Here is a 13,646-nt window from a genome sequence, read left to right as displayed (position 1 = left end):
AGGCCAGCGAAGGTTTTGCCCGCGGCAATAAGACCTGGTCATCATCCGCAAAAGACTACGGCATAAACGGCCGCCTCCCCAAAGGGTCCCCTCCAATTATTCCGTTTCCTTTTGCCCCGCGCGGGCACCTTTTCGGGCTTTCTTTTTTTCCGTTTTTTCTTTTGAAAACAGCATTCAGGGGCAGGCGGCTAAAGGGAAAAGCAAATTAACGAATTGGTAAAATTTAAAAATTGAACATCATGGAGATCACAGGAAGACTGGTAGCAGATGCTACCGTGAGAACGACAAGTACTGACAAAAAGGTGACCGGGTTCAGGTTGGCGATCAACCGCAGGTACACTTCAAACGGGGAACAAAAGGAGGAAACGACCTACGTGGATTGCTCATTCTGGCGAACTGACAAATTAGCGCCCTACCTGACCAAAGGCTTATTGGTACAGCTGTACGGCCACATGAGTGCAAGACCTTGGGTAAGCAGGGACGGAGAACCGATGGCGAGCCTCAACTTTCACACAAACGAGATCACCCTTTTAGGTGCATCACAGCACAGCGACACCCGAAGCAATTTGCAAAGACAACGTTAATCCACCCATTTTATAACCCTTAAAATTCAAGATCATGGCACATAACCTTTTTTATAACGAGCAGACCGGAAAAACAAGTTTCTTTAGCGTGAAACAAAAAGCATGGCATGGCCTCGGGCAGATCGTCGCAGATTACCCGACAAGCGCCGAGGCGATCCGCTTTGCAGGATTGGACTATACCGTAGAAAAACGCCCTTTGTTCACCAACGTGTTAGAAAACGACCTGAACAACGGCGAGGATTTGGGCAAAATTGCAGTCCCTAACTTTTACGCTACGGTACGCAATGACAACAACAGCGTGCTGGGCGTGGTCGGCAAGGATTACGAAGCGGTACAGAATGCGGATGCTTTTCAGTTCTTTGATGCCATCGTGGGCGGTGGCAGCGGTATCCAATACGAAACCGCAGGCGCTTTGGGCAAGGGCGAACGGGTGTTCATTACCGCCAAACTGCCGGACTACATCAAGGTGGGCAGGGCGGATCTCATCGAACAATACTTATTCCTGACTACCTCGCATGATGGTTTTGGTAGTATCTCCGCAGCATTTACGCCCATCCGTATCATTTGTAACAACACGCTGAATGCTGCGCTCCGCAATCAGACGGGAGTGATCAAGATCAGGCATACCGCTTCGGCCAATGACCGCCTGAAACAGGCTCACACGCTCATGGGCATTTCCAATACGATGGCCACGGAACTGGAAGAACTGTTCAATCACTGGACTAAGGTGCGCATTACTGACAAGCAGGTCAAAAAACTGATTCAGGTGGCTATGGCCCCGAATAAGGAGGTCATTACCAATTTGGAACTGGGCCTGCTTGACAAACTGTCAAGCACCTATACCAATATCGTCGATAATGCTTTCGCCTATGCGATGGGGAACGAAACGCAGCAGATGGAAACCACCGCCGGGACATTGTTCGGCGCTTACAACGCCATCACCGGCTATTATCAGAACGTCCGCAATTTCAAGGACGGTGACGCCAAATTTAAATCGATCATTGAGGGGACAGCCAAACAACGGGCACAGGTAGCATTCAACCTTTGCGGGGATTTTGCCCGCCGTGGTGTCGATGCCCTCAACCTTTCTTAACCCGGCAGGGGGAGCGATCCCCCTTTTTATTCACCTTTTAAAATCAGAACAGATGCAGCCTTTGAGAATATTGAACAACGTGCAAAAAGCGAGGCTATTGCACAACCTGTTGAACGAGGAAATCCCCGCATTCCTTGCCTACCTGAATGAACTGACAGAAACCGTGTTGAACAACCGGGAACAGGTCGCAGCAGACTGGAAAGACCAGTTGTTCGGTGTGGAATTTTGGTTCGGACTGGCCGGAGACGTACAGCGCATCATGGCCAAATATACCCGTGACCTGTATAAAAGCCCGAACGTGTTCGCCGACCAGTTATTCGACGGGTATACGGCTATTTTTTGCGCCCACGCCTTAACGCAGTATGTGGCACAGGCCAAACACGGTGACCCGAAATTCAAACCCGCAGTAGAACTTTTATTTCAATGACCATGAATACCGGAGGAAACGATAACAATCCCTATGCTTTATTATTGATCGTAACCGGCCTGCTTATCCGCTGCCTGATTGGCAGGCGCAGGTTTTACCGGCGAAACGTGGCAGGGCTACAGCAATTCCCCTCCTTTCGGCGGGCAATCTGTACGACGATATTGGAAACCCTGTTTTCGATGATCGCCAATTTATTCCTGTTGGCGGGTATGCTTTGCCTTGCCCTCACAGTATTGAACCACCTCTTTAAATCTTAATCCATATGAAAACGAACTTTTTTGAACAGATCAGCACTTTCGCCTTTGAGGGCAATATGCTGTTGAATATCCACAACGACAACAAGGGGCAGCTGACCGTTTCGGTCGTATTGCGCAAAGGCGAAATTTCGGCGACCGCAGGGAATACCCTCCCGCCGATGACCATTGGCGGAACAGCCGCCGAACTGGACGAGGCATTTTTTACAGAACTGACCACCCCGGTTAAGCAGACCATCGGACTGATCCATAATCTGGAAACTTACCAAAAGGAACTGGACAAGGCGAAAAACAAGAATCCGCAAAACATCAAAAAGGCAAAGGCAGCCATAGAGATTGACGACGATAACGACAGCGACGAACCGGACGACCTGTTCGCCCGGCAGGCGGACGACAAACAGGAGAAAGCAGAAAAGAAACGCCTCTATGACGAAGCAATGGAAAAGGCGAAAGAACTGGCCAAACAGATGAAATATACCGAAGCGTTGGCGCAGCTGCCAGACCCTGCCGACTATCCCGAACAGGCCGAAATCCTGAATAAAAAACGCAGGGAAATACAAACCAGTAAGGACACCTATGACAAGCTAACCCAACAGTTCAACGATTAACAGCAATTGCCATGAAAGTAAACAAATTACAGCGGGTATTCCTGCATAAAGTTAACGGGCAGGATGTCCGACTGACAGACCCGAACGAGAATTTCGCCATTACCGATGTACAGCATTTCTACGGCGGGACATATCCGATATTAACGAATGCCAAAATCACAGGGCCGGAGATCATTAACGGCGAAGCGCAGTACCGCTTCGAAACGACGATGGGAACTAAAGGATAAAAATGAGAACACAGCGAAAGAACAGGATTATCCAAATTAAACCCGACAGCCCCCAATGGAAAATACAGCAATTGTTCGGCGCATGGGCAGGCAGCTTAGATCGCCTGCCGGATGCCGACGAGGTAAGGCGAAACCCGCCAAGAAGCGCCCCGGCAGGCGTAGCGGAAATGGTTTTTTAAACCACATTTTTCAGCCTTTTTGGGCATTCAACGGTAACAGGGAAGTCATGGAGCGGGAGTTTAATAACTCCCTCCATAACCTATCCGCTTATTATAATCTTAACATACCGGATATGTCAACACTGCCCTTTCCGCAGAATATTTATGGTTCATGGAAAGAAATTGCCGGGCAGGTCAGTAAGGCCAAGCCAAATGATCATTGTATGATCATGGCGGATGAATGCAGGCAGGCCGTGTTGGCCGTGGTCAGTACGTTTGATCTGAAAGGCTGTTTTTTCTATCTCCCGGTTCGCCCTTTTTGGCGGTGGTCGCAATCTGCGCAGCACGAGCGGATTGCCGGATTGCTCACCGTCATTTTCGCCTATCTCTACCAGATTGTTGGACTTCCATTTTATGCAGAGCATGGTACATTCATGGATAGCCAGTATGACTGCCTCGAAAACTGGCTGAACGAAGCGGAGGACGAGGGTTTGGACGACAAAGAACATAAAGCCTGGCGCGAACACCGGGAAAATTCCATGTACGAGTTAAGGCAGGCGGGTATCCACATCCTGCGCCTTATCCAAAACCCGCAGCAATTGGTACAGATGGAAAAAGTCGTGACCGCCTACCGTCACCGGGATCAGCACGAACTGGAATGGGAAATAATTGGCTTGGATTTCCTGAAGTTACACCGGGATTACCCCGGTCGTTCACTGGCAGATAGTATACACCCCGACCTGCTTTACCCCTATGAGGACGAGCGTATCAAGCCAACTGAATATACAGGCTTTTATTGGAGCGGGACAGACTGCTTTGCCGATGAACTGGATGAACTCATCAACTGCACTTTTCAGGAAATGCCCGTCATGGATGAACCTGTTTCCGTGAAGCGCTTTGACCGGATGCCACCAAAAGAAAACAACGACTTTGATTTTGAGAACAGGTTTTTCCCTTTAATGGAGCGCCTGCGAAACCTTTTAGACGACTATGATCATGAAGAATATAACGGAACAATTTAATACCAGCTTCCAACCTTTTAAAGTCTTGCTTTTGTACAGGCACGACCGGGAAGCGAATATCAGCCAGTTCGGGAACACGCCGAGAGAAACGCAGATCTATGTCGAAAGCTACGACATTGGCAGGAACGGGCAGCCCGTAAACGCCCACCCGCTGACAATCAAGGAAATGACAGGCTTATCTGAAATTTTAAAGACCTCGCAGGATTTGAAAGATGGCTACCTCAAAAGTAAAGGACTTTTACCCGCTAATCTTTTGTACGTCAATCAGCAAACCAACGGAAACGCCATTTGGTACACGCCCCCCACGCAGGTTGATCTGTACTTTGTTGAGAGCCTCGATATCCGGTCAGGAAAATGCGGAATCCCCGGCATGGTATGGAAAGCTACTGCCGAAAAGCTTTCCGTTTTTGCCGTCAGGGGAAAGACCAAACCCAATTTGGACACCCTCCTTTACCATGCCCCTTATCTCAATATTTATCATAACGGGGTGGTTTGTATGGGGACGGTCAGCATCGGCATTAACCAAACAACATCCTTGGAAGATTTTATGGATGCTTGGGAAAGTTACTTTTTCAACAGTTATTTCAGCCATTCCATCAGCGGTAACAACAGCACCAAATCCAATACGACCGACCTGTGGCGCAAACTGTCCGGCGCCGGAAAAGATTTCCCGCAGCAGGAACTGCTCAAAACACCATACACCCTTAAATCCCTGCTCTGATGAAAACGACCAAACTCAAAAAACCATCCGTACATATCGTGGGAAACGAAATATTACGGCCGTACAACCCCATCACGGTCAACCTGATCGGCGCAGGCGGTACGGGAGGACAGGTGCTTACCGCCCTCGCAAGGATGAACCTGTCATTGATCAATTTGGGGCATCCGGGCTTAATGGTCAGGCTGTTCGATGACGACAAAGTGGAAACTGCCAACCTCGGAAGGCAGTTGTTCACGACCGCAGAACTCGGACAGTTCAAAGCGGTAGCCCTCATCAATCGCATCAACCGCTTTTTTGGATCGAACTGGAAAGCGGAAACGATCCGGTACGATCAGCACATGGCTGACCGAAACGCTACGGCATCCGCCACCCTCACCATCAGCTGCGTGGACAAGGTGGAAGCAAGATTCATCATTGCAAAAATTTTAACGGAAACTGTACACAATTATCACGGACGGAACCGCCCGAAATACTGGATGGATTTCGGGAACAGCCGGACAAGCGGACAGGTTATCCTGTCCACATTGGACAAGATCACGCAGCCCGCTTCCAAACAATACGAAACCGTCGATAGCCTCCCCCTCGTAACCGAAGAGTACAGGGACTTATTGCTGTTCTCGGAAGAAGCCGACGAAACGCCAAGCTGTTCCCTCGCCGAGGCGCTGACCAAACAGGATTTGTTCATCAACTCCACACTGGCCAACTACGGCGCATCGCTGTTGTGGCAGCTTTTCCGGGAGGGCATCCTGTTTAACCGGGGCTGCTTTCTGAACCTCAAAGACTTTATTTCACAGCCGCTAAAAATTGAACAACATGGAAATAACCGATCCCGCAGGTGATAAGATCGTCGTAACCGATCTTAAGCCGGCCATCATGCATGCAGACGATTCCCGGCGTTACCGGATGGACAACCCGTCGAAACACCGTTTTATTTTCAAATTATGGGGAAGACAGGTATCAGCAGTTAAAAGCATGGAATGACCTGCCAACGACAGCAGATTAGTGCGCATACCCTATATTTACGACTTAAAATACGAGCAATATTCAATAATCATCATTTGCCTATGCTGCGCTACACCACCGGAAATTTGTTAGATTCAAGTGCGGAAGCACTGGTCAATACCGTCAATACAGCTGGCGTGATGGGCAAGGGTATCGCACTGCAATTCAAACGGGCCTTTCCACATAATTTTGAGGTTTATAAAGTTGCCTGCCTGAACGGGAGTTTCCGCACAGGGCAGATACTGGCAGTCAGGGATAGCGAACTGATCCTCGGCGAACGGCTGATTATCAATTTCCCGACCAAACAGCATTGGAAATTTCCCTCCAGGTATGAGTATATCGAAAGCGGATTGCATACGCTTGTAGCTTACCTCAAGGAAAATAAGGTGAAAAGCCTGGCCATGCCTGCCTTGGGATGCGGGAACGGCGGGCTGGACTGGCTGAAGGTCAATGCCATGATCGAACAGCATCTATCCGGCGTGGCCACCGATATATGGGTGTATCAACCCGCACGACGTTAACGCAAATGTTCTTAAATTTCCCGGTGGGCGGGCTCTGCCCGCCCCAGGGAAACGCGCCGTATTTTGAACAGGAAAACCGGGCAGCTAAAATACGGCGCGCTCCATAATACTTGATTTGCTGTTTCGGGCCTCCGAAGCTATTACGATAGATTTTCACGTCACTAGCCAATAATGGATTAGAATTTCCATTTTGCTAATTTTATGGCGATAAATAATGAAAATTTCATCACCTCCATATAAATAATACAAACTTAATAAACTAACTTTATGTCGGAATATTTGCAGCGCTTTAATACCCCTCATACGGCCCTACATCGATCGAAGCCCGCTCAGCCGGGCTTTTTTTATAAAAAAATTAAAACCTTATGATTGCTTTCAACGTATTTAAATTGTTATTTTAATAGGGGTATTAAATAACAAACCACTTGGCCATGCTTTTAGGTAAGCGTGGCTTTTTTGCAAATTGAACAGGCTTTCCCTGGTGACTGGTTCAATTTAAGAAATAGCATAGTCAATAGGAACGTCTCCTTAATTGCAGGAAACTTTGTATAAGATAGTTTTCTTCCGTGGTACGGTTTGCCAAATTCAATACGAATGCCGATCTTTCTGCCAGGGAAGCCAAGTCCGCGGTTAACGTCAAAATTATAACAAGCGGTGCCAGGCAAAATAACAGACTGCCAATCGTCACCTTTACCTTTTATAAATGCCCGCCAATAAATCTTTCAAAAACTGGACTTTGGTCTTATGTGTTTCGGCCGTCATGATCAGCCTGCTGTTCGTCGACTGGCGGAATAAAACTACGGGCATTTCGGTTCCAGGTTCTGTCGATGACTCGGCCATTCGTACAGCGCTCCGTAATATTCCCGTTCGGGACAGCGCTGCGGAAATTTGGGGGAAGGTGATCGGTGAAATTTCAAAATTCAGGGATACGTCGGTTACCCCGACAATGAAAAATCGGGGAGAGGATGACATCAGGCAGGCTACCCTGTTTGTTTTCAACCGCCCGATTTCTTTTTCATCGGATACATTCCGAACGACAATGTCCGGTCTTTACTTCCGTTCTGACGCAGGATTTCTGTATTCCAGGTTTGATAAAGGCTTGACAGCCCGCCAGGCGGAAAGCATGACTATGAAATCCTACAATTCCATATTATTATACCAATCCATCTTTAACGGACGTTGTGACTTTCTGAACAACAACTTTAAAAGCCCCTTCGAATTGCTTTATTGCACCTTCAGAAAACCCGTAAACTTTCTGACAAGGGATACATTAAGCACTAAAGTATCCTTCGAAGGTAATTTTTTTGGCGCAGGTCTTCATTTCAACAACCTGGATAAATTCGCCAACCTGAAGCGTGTAGCACAGGAAAGACTTCAAAGAAATAAGACCATCGGTTTCCAGCAGATAGGGAGTACTGTCACGATCAAGGATTGTGAATTTCATGGGAAACTAGACTTTTCAGCGTGCGAGATAATGGCCGACGGCAAACTGGAATTTGAGAATAACATTTTACCGGATACGCTCGATCTTTCCAAATTTAGGGCCGCTTCGCTTGACCTGCGGGGCTTTCGTGCCGATACGGGCGCTGCGAGAATCTGCTACCTTAACCTTTTGGATAGCCGGATTGCAAACCTGAACGTGGAGTATCATAAATACCGGCTTTATTTTCCTCCCGGCATAACCGATGACCAGGTTAGCAGCACCTACCAGTCACTCCTGAAATCGGTTAAGGACAATGGCTACAATTCCAGTTATGAGGAACTGGACATGGAATACCGGCATGTGAACGCAACACGCCATCCACTGGACTCGAACAGCGCTGCGTTCACTTTCATTCGAAAACATATCTCGAAAACATTTGCATTTAACGCATGGGTAATCGCAGAAAAAATGAGGCCCGCTCATCTTTGGGATACCATTCAACGAACCTGGTGGGGGTACGGATATGAAAAGACCAAAGTACTTTACTGGTCATTATTGATCATCTTCGGTTTCAGCATCTATAACTTCTACCATTATGGACAATTGCTCAGCGTACTCAATATTGAAAATCTAAACCCCTCCAACATTCCTGAAAATACATCCCGCAACAAGCGGAAGGCTTTGACCTACTGGTATTGTTTAACCTATACCAGCTTCTTGTTCTTTAAAATTAGTTTTGAGTTCAAGGCTTTGAATTTCGGAAAAAGGTTTGTGTTGATATTGCTCGTGCAATATTTCGTTGGCCTGATCTGTTCGGCTTTTATCTTGAACCTGATCTTTAGCAGGTAACGTAAACAGCGCATCAACCGGGCTGTAACTTATTGGTTAAAATTATTATAAGGCAATTAAAATAATTTGGATTAAATTAGTGTCCAGCAATTTTATAATCACACTTGAGAACACTTGGAGAAAACATTCGTAAACTGAGACGACAACGCAACTGGAGTCAGGAAGATGTGGCGAACCGTCTGAACATCTCAATAGCTGCATTTTCAAAAATTGAAACGGGCGTCACAGATATCAATTTGTCCAGACTGAAGACAATCGCTGCGGTCTTCGATCTTTCGGTCATTCAATTGCTGGCGTATGATGATCCGGCTTACGGTTTCCATAGTTCCACACTGGAAGCGCTTAACAAAAAGTTGAAATCGCGGGAAATTGAGGTCGTCAATCTGCAGAAAAAGGTCATCAACCTGTTCGAAGAAGTGAGGATGCTAAAAACTCAGGAGCTTTCGAAAAGCCCGATTTCGCTGATAACCGCTATAAATTGATACGGAAGGCATATTTAAACTGGAGATTAAATAGATCAATTGAGTTTGATATTGGCCATACTTCATGTTAAATGTCTTATTTATAAGGGTGGACGTTTGATATAGAACTGCCTATCAAGCAAAACTTGATAAAGCGATGCACATCCATGTGTGGCTTGAACCGAATGTTATTAATTCTGTAATTAAAAAAAATGAAAAGTAGCCCTTATATCATGAATAACGGCTTTAGTGTTTTCAAAGTAACCAAAATGCCCTCCTTTTTCATGAGCATTTAAATAATGAATATTGTAAAGCTGATTTTTAGGGCCTTTTCTGAACGCATCCACACGAATACAATTATATTTTTGCGTTACAACAACGATGGTTGTTAATTTGAAATGAGGGGCACATCCTGTGCCGCCTTTCAAATTACAGGTACATGCGCGTTACACAAGTTACCATATTTGCTCCCACTATCTTTGTGGGCTTTTTCAGGAAAATGAGGTTTCATTTCCAGGTGAATTCCGATTTCTTTTTTTATAGTATATCACGGCACTGCAAAGCGATATCAATATGATCAGTGCCAATTCGACAGCCAGGTGGACAGTCGGGATATTAAGGGAAGTTCCTGATAATACAACCATGGCGTCAGGTACCAATACGCCTGCGAGAGGAAAACATAAGAACATTCTGAATATTACTAGTTTTTCCATAATTACATCGGTTTAGTATAACTATACAAAGTTAATTAACATTTTATCAATAACTAAGCAATTCTGACAATAAGCTGAGCACCCAAAACATATGCTGGGTGGTGTTATGATATAGGCAACCATTCCCAGCTACCAGGCCAGATCATCGTCATTTGTTCGGAACAATATATTTACTGCCGCAAAAAGAAGCAGGGTTAATAATGTTTTGGTGATCATGTTTCTTCCATTAAGTGAATATTTCCAAAGCGCCCCGTTCCGCGTTTGTCCCTAATTCGTCCAGCCTGTAACATTTACTGAGAATCTTTTCAGGCAGCGTGTCAGCGGTTTCAATGAGGTCCAAATGAAAATGACAAAGATCATCTATTTCCGGGTTTCCATCCAGACTGTCAAACAAAGCATAAGCTAATTCCCGATCGTGTCCCAAGTTGAATTCGCCGAAAGGTTTAGCTACTCGGCGTTTTAAGGCTGATCAATAAATAAAATGGTGATTCCATGGCCAATAAGTAAGGCCCCAAACAGGGGCCGTATTATTAGTATCCGTATACTTCTTATTTGATCTCGATCTGGCGACGAACGATTTTTGCTTCCTCGCGCTTGGCGATATCGATCTTCAGCACGCCGTCAGTATAGGTCGCTTCGATGCTTTCCGCATTTGCACTTTCGGGCAGGGTAAACGAGCGAACCCAGGAATTGTAGCTGTATTCACGCTTGCTATAATTCTTCGCGCCGTCATTGTTTTCGTTTCCTTGTTCCACAGCAACGTTTAGTACATTACGGTCAAGGTTCAATTTGAACTCTTCCTTCTTCAGACCGGGCGCAGCAAGCTCTACATGATAGTGGTCTTCAGTTTCACTAATGTTAGCTGCAGGTACGCGGCTGGTCAGTCGGTCATTAAAGAACGTGTCGTTGAAAATGGAATCGAATACGTCATTAAAGCCTGGCATTAATGAACCATTTTTTTTTGCGGGATTAAATTTAACCAAAGTCATAGGTCTTTCCTCCTTAGTAAATTAATGATTTGAAACTTATAATGTTAATTAAACTACTTCGAAATAATCAAGCGCTGTGCCATGAAGTCTGACGAGACTTTTTACTGAAAAAAATTCAGTTTTATGAAAAATTTACAGTCTGAAAATGTCAGTTTTTCTGAAAATAGAATTTGATATGCACTTCATCAGTACCGAAATAACACGTAATCATAATATTGCCGCGAAATCTGTATTAGCCTGAGAACAATGCCAATGGTCCCACTACGCAAGTATTGTTAAATAATATCCGGTCTATTCATGACCGTGCAAAACAGCTTTTCAAAAAATGGATGAAAAATTTTCCGGCGCCTTTCAAAATATAGGAGTAGTGATACCCGGCCCAACTTTAACCGCTGACTGCTTTACCCTAAGCGTTAATTGTTGTTGGGCCGCTCAACAAGATGCTTTTATGAAAGTTGCGCATTTCGAGCTAACCTGTTGCAATACATCGTTGGCAGACCTCGTCAAGCCGCTTCCAGTAACGCTTTCACCCGTCCAAGTAACTGATCGAGATCAAATGGCTTAGGTATAAAATCATTAGCCCCTGCATTCATAGCGATTGTCTTGCCATCCCCGCTGGCAGAGATAACCACAACCGGTAGATTTTTTGTAGTAGGATCGTTTCTTAGATTCCTCAGGACCTGGTCACCGGACAAAACCGGCATCCATAAGTCGAGTACCACCAGGTCAGGATGCTCGCTGCCGACCAGGTTGGCGACGTTGAGACTGTTGATCTCAGGAATCACTTCATAACCTTCTTCTTTTAACACTAATTCAACAAGGTCCAATATCCCCTCATCGTCATCACAAATCAATATCTTAGCGGGCATCATCACCTCCATTTTTATTAGTATGATTGGAAGTCAGCGGTAAAGTAAAGCTAAAAGTCGATCCTTTGCCGGGCTCACTTTCTACCCATAGCGTACCATTGTGGTTGTTGACAATCGAAGCACAGATATATAGCCCGATACCCATCCCTGGAAATTTTTGCTGCACGTCTCTCACGCGATAAAAGCGGTCAAATACTTTAGCCTGTTCATCCTTGGCAATGCCAACGCCATGGTCGGTCACCGCAACTTTGATAAAGCCGCTGAGCACGGAGAGATGTACCCCAATTTCTTTATGATCCGGCGAATACTTGATGGCATTGCTCAGCAGGTTAGTGACCACCTGGGTGATATGAGATTCATCACCGTTAAACTGGACACCTGTCTGACCGGTTAATACGATCTCATGATTCCGGCTGCCCTGTTGGATGCTTCCCACGGTTTCTTGAATCATATGGTCAAAATCAAACGGCGCTTTATGCAACTCGATCATGCCGGACTGGATGCGCGAAACATCCAGCAGTTCCCCGATCAGATTGTTAAGGCGATCCACATATAAACTGGTTTTACCCACCGATTCCCGCAGTTTTTCATCATCATAGTTTTTAATGAGGCGGTTGATGATTTGCACATAGCCCTTAATGGTTGTCAACGGGGTTTTAAGCTCATGGCTGGCAATGGACAGGAAATCATCTTTGCGTTGCTCGATGGCGCGCCGGTCGGTAATGTCTTCAATGGCGATCAAAATACGGTCCTTGAACTGACCTTCCAGTTCGATGCGGTGCGCATTAAGCAGCATGAGCTTTTTGCCAATATGTGGAAAGTCATGCGCGACCTCAAAATCCGTTACCGGGTTATTGGTGGGCAGGATTTGCTCTAACAACTTTCGCAGCTCTGGTATATTCCATTGCCCGTTACCCAGGTCGTAAAGCTTTTTGCCTTCTGTTTCCTCACGGGTGACTTTAAATGTATTAATGAAATGATCGTTGACGCTCAAAACTTTCAGATCTGGCGAAAGCACGATCAGGCTTTCACGAACGGTCTGCACAATACTTGCCAGGTATTCTTCATTTTCGCGGAGGTCTCTGGTGCGTTCCCGGATTCGCTGTTCCATTTTCGCCTGGTTAAACTTAACCTCATCTTCGGCTTTTTTGCGGCGCGTGACGTCATTCTGAACGCCGATGAAGTAAGTAACCCGATCGTCCGCGTCTTTGATTGGTGACATATATAACTCATTCCAAAAAAGCGCCCCGTCCTTTTTATAATTTCGGATGTCTACTACGGCATTGGTACCGTTATCAATAGCGTCACGCAAAATATGCCGGGCTGTTTGATTACGGTCGTCCTTTTGCAGAAAACGGCAATTATGGCCGATGATCTCAGAACGCTGGTAACCGGAGATATCTTCGAAGGCCTTATTGCAATAGATTATAGGATTGTCGGGCTGCCTGTTATCGGTGATTATGATGCCGGACAGGGAAGCATCCAGCGCCTTTGTCAATAATTCAAAATCTTGTTTTGAGGTGTTGTTTGAAAAACTGAATTCCCCATTATGTAAACTGTCCAATGTATAAATAAGCTATGTAGTTTTACTTGTAATTCTTTATTTTCCTGCATGCTGGGGGCAATAATTATTCCAAAACACCTTCCAGGTAAAAGGCTGTCCATACCAGCCAATGAAATATACACATGGCTTTAAAACATCCTTTTTTTGATACACTTTTTCAA

General features: G+C 45.7%; 17 protein-coding genes. 14 read left to right on the top strand and 3 right to left on the bottom strand.

The features are described from left to right. Window positions 1–239 precede the first annotated feature (239 nt). The 14 genes from ACEN9X_RS14365 to ACEN9X_RS14300 all read left to right on the top strand — a co-directional run bounded on the left by ACEN9X_RS14365 (window position 240) and on the right by ACEN9X_RS14300 (window position 9,371). Window positions 240–584, top strand: a complete 345-nt coding sequence (locus ACEN9X_RS14365) for a single-stranded DNA-binding protein (protein ID WP_413671004.1) — start codon at window positions 240–242, stop codon at window positions 582–584. Window positions 585–618: 34 nt separating this feature from the next. After that, window positions 619–1,677 (top strand): DUF932 domain-containing protein, encoded by a 1,059-nt coding sequence (locus ACEN9X_RS14360; RefSeq protein WP_413671003.1) that lies wholly within the window; start codon window positions 619–621, stop codon window positions 1,675–1,677. Then, window positions 1,658–2,104, top strand: a complete 447-nt coding sequence (locus tag ACEN9X_RS14355) for a hypothetical protein (protein WP_413671002.1) — start codon at window positions 1,658–1,660, stop codon at window positions 2,102–2,104. The genes ACEN9X_RS14360 and ACEN9X_RS14355 overlap by 20 nt, the downstream gene beginning before the upstream one ends. A gap of 2 nt (window positions 2,105–2,106) precedes the next feature. Next, window positions 2,107–2,361, top strand: a complete 255-nt coding sequence (locus tag ACEN9X_RS14350) for a hypothetical protein (RefSeq protein ID WP_413671001.1) — start codon at window positions 2,107–2,109, stop codon at window positions 2,359–2,361. A gap of 5 nt (window positions 2,362–2,366) precedes the next feature. After that, on the top strand, window positions 2,367–2,966 hold the full coding sequence (locus tag ACEN9X_RS14345) for a PRTRC system protein E (RefSeq protein ID WP_413671000.1): 600 nt from the start codon (window positions 2,367–2,369) through the stop codon (window positions 2,964–2,966). 11 nt (window positions 2,967–2,977) lie between these two features. Further along, entirely contained in the window at window positions 2,978–3,193 is a 216-nt protein-coding gene (locus ACEN9X_RS14340; protein WP_091221079.1) for a PRTRC system protein C, read from the top strand. 2 nt (window positions 3,194–3,195) lie between these two features. Continuing rightward, window positions 3,196–3,372 (top strand): hypothetical protein, encoded by a 177-nt coding sequence (locus tag ACEN9X_RS14335; protein ID WP_167668162.1) that lies wholly within the window; start codon window positions 3,196–3,198, stop codon window positions 3,370–3,372. 113 nt (window positions 3,373–3,485) lie between these two features. Next, a complete protein-coding gene (locus tag ACEN9X_RS14330; RefSeq protein ID WP_413670999.1) occupies window positions 3,486–4,373 on the top strand; it encodes a hypothetical protein in 888 nt (295 codons plus the stop codon). Continuing rightward, window positions 4,348–5,094 (top strand): PRTRC system protein B, encoded by a 747-nt coding sequence (locus tag ACEN9X_RS14325; protein ID WP_413670998.1) that lies wholly within the window; start codon window positions 4,348–4,350, stop codon window positions 5,092–5,094. Before ACEN9X_RS14330 ends, ACEN9X_RS14325 begins: the two co-directional genes overlap by 26 nt. Then, entirely contained in the window at window positions 5,094–5,933 is an 840-nt protein-coding gene (locus ACEN9X_RS14320) for a PRTRC system ThiF family protein (RefSeq protein ID WP_413670997.1), read from the top strand. Before ACEN9X_RS14325 ends, ACEN9X_RS14320 begins: the two co-directional genes overlap by 1 nt. After that, entirely contained in the window at window positions 5,908–6,075 is a 168-nt protein-coding gene (locus tag ACEN9X_RS14315) for a hypothetical protein (protein ID WP_413670996.1), read from the top strand. The genes ACEN9X_RS14320 and ACEN9X_RS14315 overlap by 26 nt, the downstream gene beginning before the upstream one ends. Before the next feature lie 83 nt (window positions 6,076–6,158). Next, complete coding sequence (locus ACEN9X_RS14310) at window positions 6,159–6,617, top strand: macro domain-containing protein (protein WP_413670995.1); 459 nt, start codon at window positions 6,159–6,161, stop codon at window positions 6,615–6,617. Window positions 6,618–7,320: 703 nt separating this feature from the next. Further along, window positions 7,321–8,889: a hypothetical protein gene (locus tag ACEN9X_RS14305; RefSeq protein WP_413670994.1), complete on the top strand. Its 1,569-nt coding sequence runs from the start codon at window positions 7,321–7,323 to the stop codon at window positions 8,887–8,889. A 104-nt stretch (window positions 8,890–8,993) separates the two neighbouring features. Beyond that, the gene (locus ACEN9X_RS14300) at window positions 8,994–9,371 is read left to right on the top strand and encodes a helix-turn-helix domain-containing protein (protein WP_413670993.1); all 378 of its coding nucleotides are present in this window, start codon (window positions 8,994–8,996) and stop codon (window positions 9,369–9,371) included. A 1,240-nt stretch (window positions 9,372–10,611) separates the two neighbouring features. On the opposite strand, the gene ACEN9X_RS14295 is transcribed toward ACEN9X_RS14300, so the two are convergent. The 3 genes from ACEN9X_RS14295 to ACEN9X_RS14285 form a co-directional block, all read right to left on the bottom strand. Next, window positions 10,612–11,052 carry an Hsp20/alpha crystallin family protein gene (locus ACEN9X_RS14295; RefSeq protein WP_091221099.1) on the bottom strand — a complete coding sequence of 147 codons (441 nt, stop codon included), beginning with the start codon at window positions 11,050–11,052 and terminating at the stop codon, window positions 10,612–10,614. Between the two features lie 503 nt (window positions 11,053–11,555). Further along, a complete protein-coding gene (locus ACEN9X_RS14290; RefSeq protein WP_223818012.1) occupies window positions 11,556–11,924 on the bottom strand; it encodes a response regulator transcription factor in 369 nt (122 codons plus the stop codon). Next, a complete protein-coding gene (locus ACEN9X_RS14285) occupies window positions 11,911–13,485 on the bottom strand; it encodes an ATP-binding protein (RefSeq protein WP_413670992.1) in 1,575 nt (524 codons plus the stop codon). Before ACEN9X_RS14285 ends, ACEN9X_RS14290 begins: the two co-directional genes overlap by 14 nt. Between the last annotated feature and the right edge of the window lie 161 nt (window positions 13,486–13,646).

The organism is Mucilaginibacter sp. Mucisp86 (assembly GCF_047324315.1).
Taxonomy (GTDB): Bacteria; Bacteroidota; Bacteroidia; order Sphingobacteriales; family Sphingobacteriaceae; genus Mucilaginibacter.
The sequence above is the reverse complement of the archived record's forward strand: the minus strand, read 5'-3'. Positions and strand labels throughout refer to the sequence as shown.

Coding starts and splice junctions, on each gene's coding strand:
- ACEN9X_RS14360 (WP_413671003.1), top strand. CDS start 619: ATGGCACATAACCTTTTTTATAACGAGCAGACCGGAAAAACAAGTTTC.
- ACEN9X_RS14345 (WP_413671000.1), top strand. CDS start 2,367: ATGAAAACGAACTTTTTTGAACAGATCAGCACTTTCGCCTTTGAGGGC.
- ACEN9X_RS14365 (WP_413671004.1), top strand. CDS start 240: ATGGAGATCACAGGAAGACTGGTAGCAGATGCTACCGTGAGAACGACA.
- ACEN9X_RS14335 (WP_167668162.1), top strand. CDS start 3,196: ATGAGAACACAGCGAAAGAACAGGATTATCCAAATTAAACCCGACAGC.
- ACEN9X_RS14320 (WP_413670997.1), top strand. CDS start 5,094: ATGAAAACGACCAAACTCAAAAAACCATCCGTACATATCGTGGGAAAC.
- ACEN9X_RS14340 (WP_091221079.1), top strand. CDS start 2,978: ATGAAAGTAAACAAATTACAGCGGGTATTCCTGCATAAAGTTAACGGG.
- ACEN9X_RS14330 (WP_413670999.1), top strand. CDS start 3,486: ATGTCAACACTGCCCTTTCCGCAGAATATTTATGGTTCATGGAAAGAA.
- ACEN9X_RS14305 (WP_413670994.1), top strand. CDS start 7,321: ATGCCCGCCAATAAATCTTTCAAAAACTGGACTTTGGTCTTATGTGTT.
- ACEN9X_RS14310 (WP_413670995.1), top strand. CDS start 6,159: ATGCTGCGCTACACCACCGGAAATTTGTTAGATTCAAGTGCGGAAGCA.
- ACEN9X_RS14350 (WP_413671001.1), top strand. CDS start 2,107: ATGAATACCGGAGGAAACGATAACAATCCCTATGCTTTATTATTGATC.
- ACEN9X_RS14290 (WP_223818012.1), bottom strand. CDS start 11,924: ATGATGCCCGCTAAGATATTGATTTGTGATGACGATGAGGGGATATTG.
- ACEN9X_RS14325 (WP_413670998.1), top strand. CDS start 4,348: ATGAAGAATATAACGGAACAATTTAATACCAGCTTCCAACCTTTTAAA.
- ACEN9X_RS14295 (WP_091221099.1), bottom strand. CDS start 11,052: ATGACTTTGGTTAAATTTAATCCCGCAAAAAAAAATGGTTCATTAATG.
- ACEN9X_RS14355 (WP_413671002.1), top strand. CDS start 1,658: ATGCCCTCAACCTTTCTTAACCCGGCAGGGGGAGCGATCCCCCTTTTT.
- ACEN9X_RS14315 (WP_413670996.1), top strand. CDS start 5,908: ATGGAAATAACCGATCCCGCAGGTGATAAGATCGTCGTAACCGATCTT.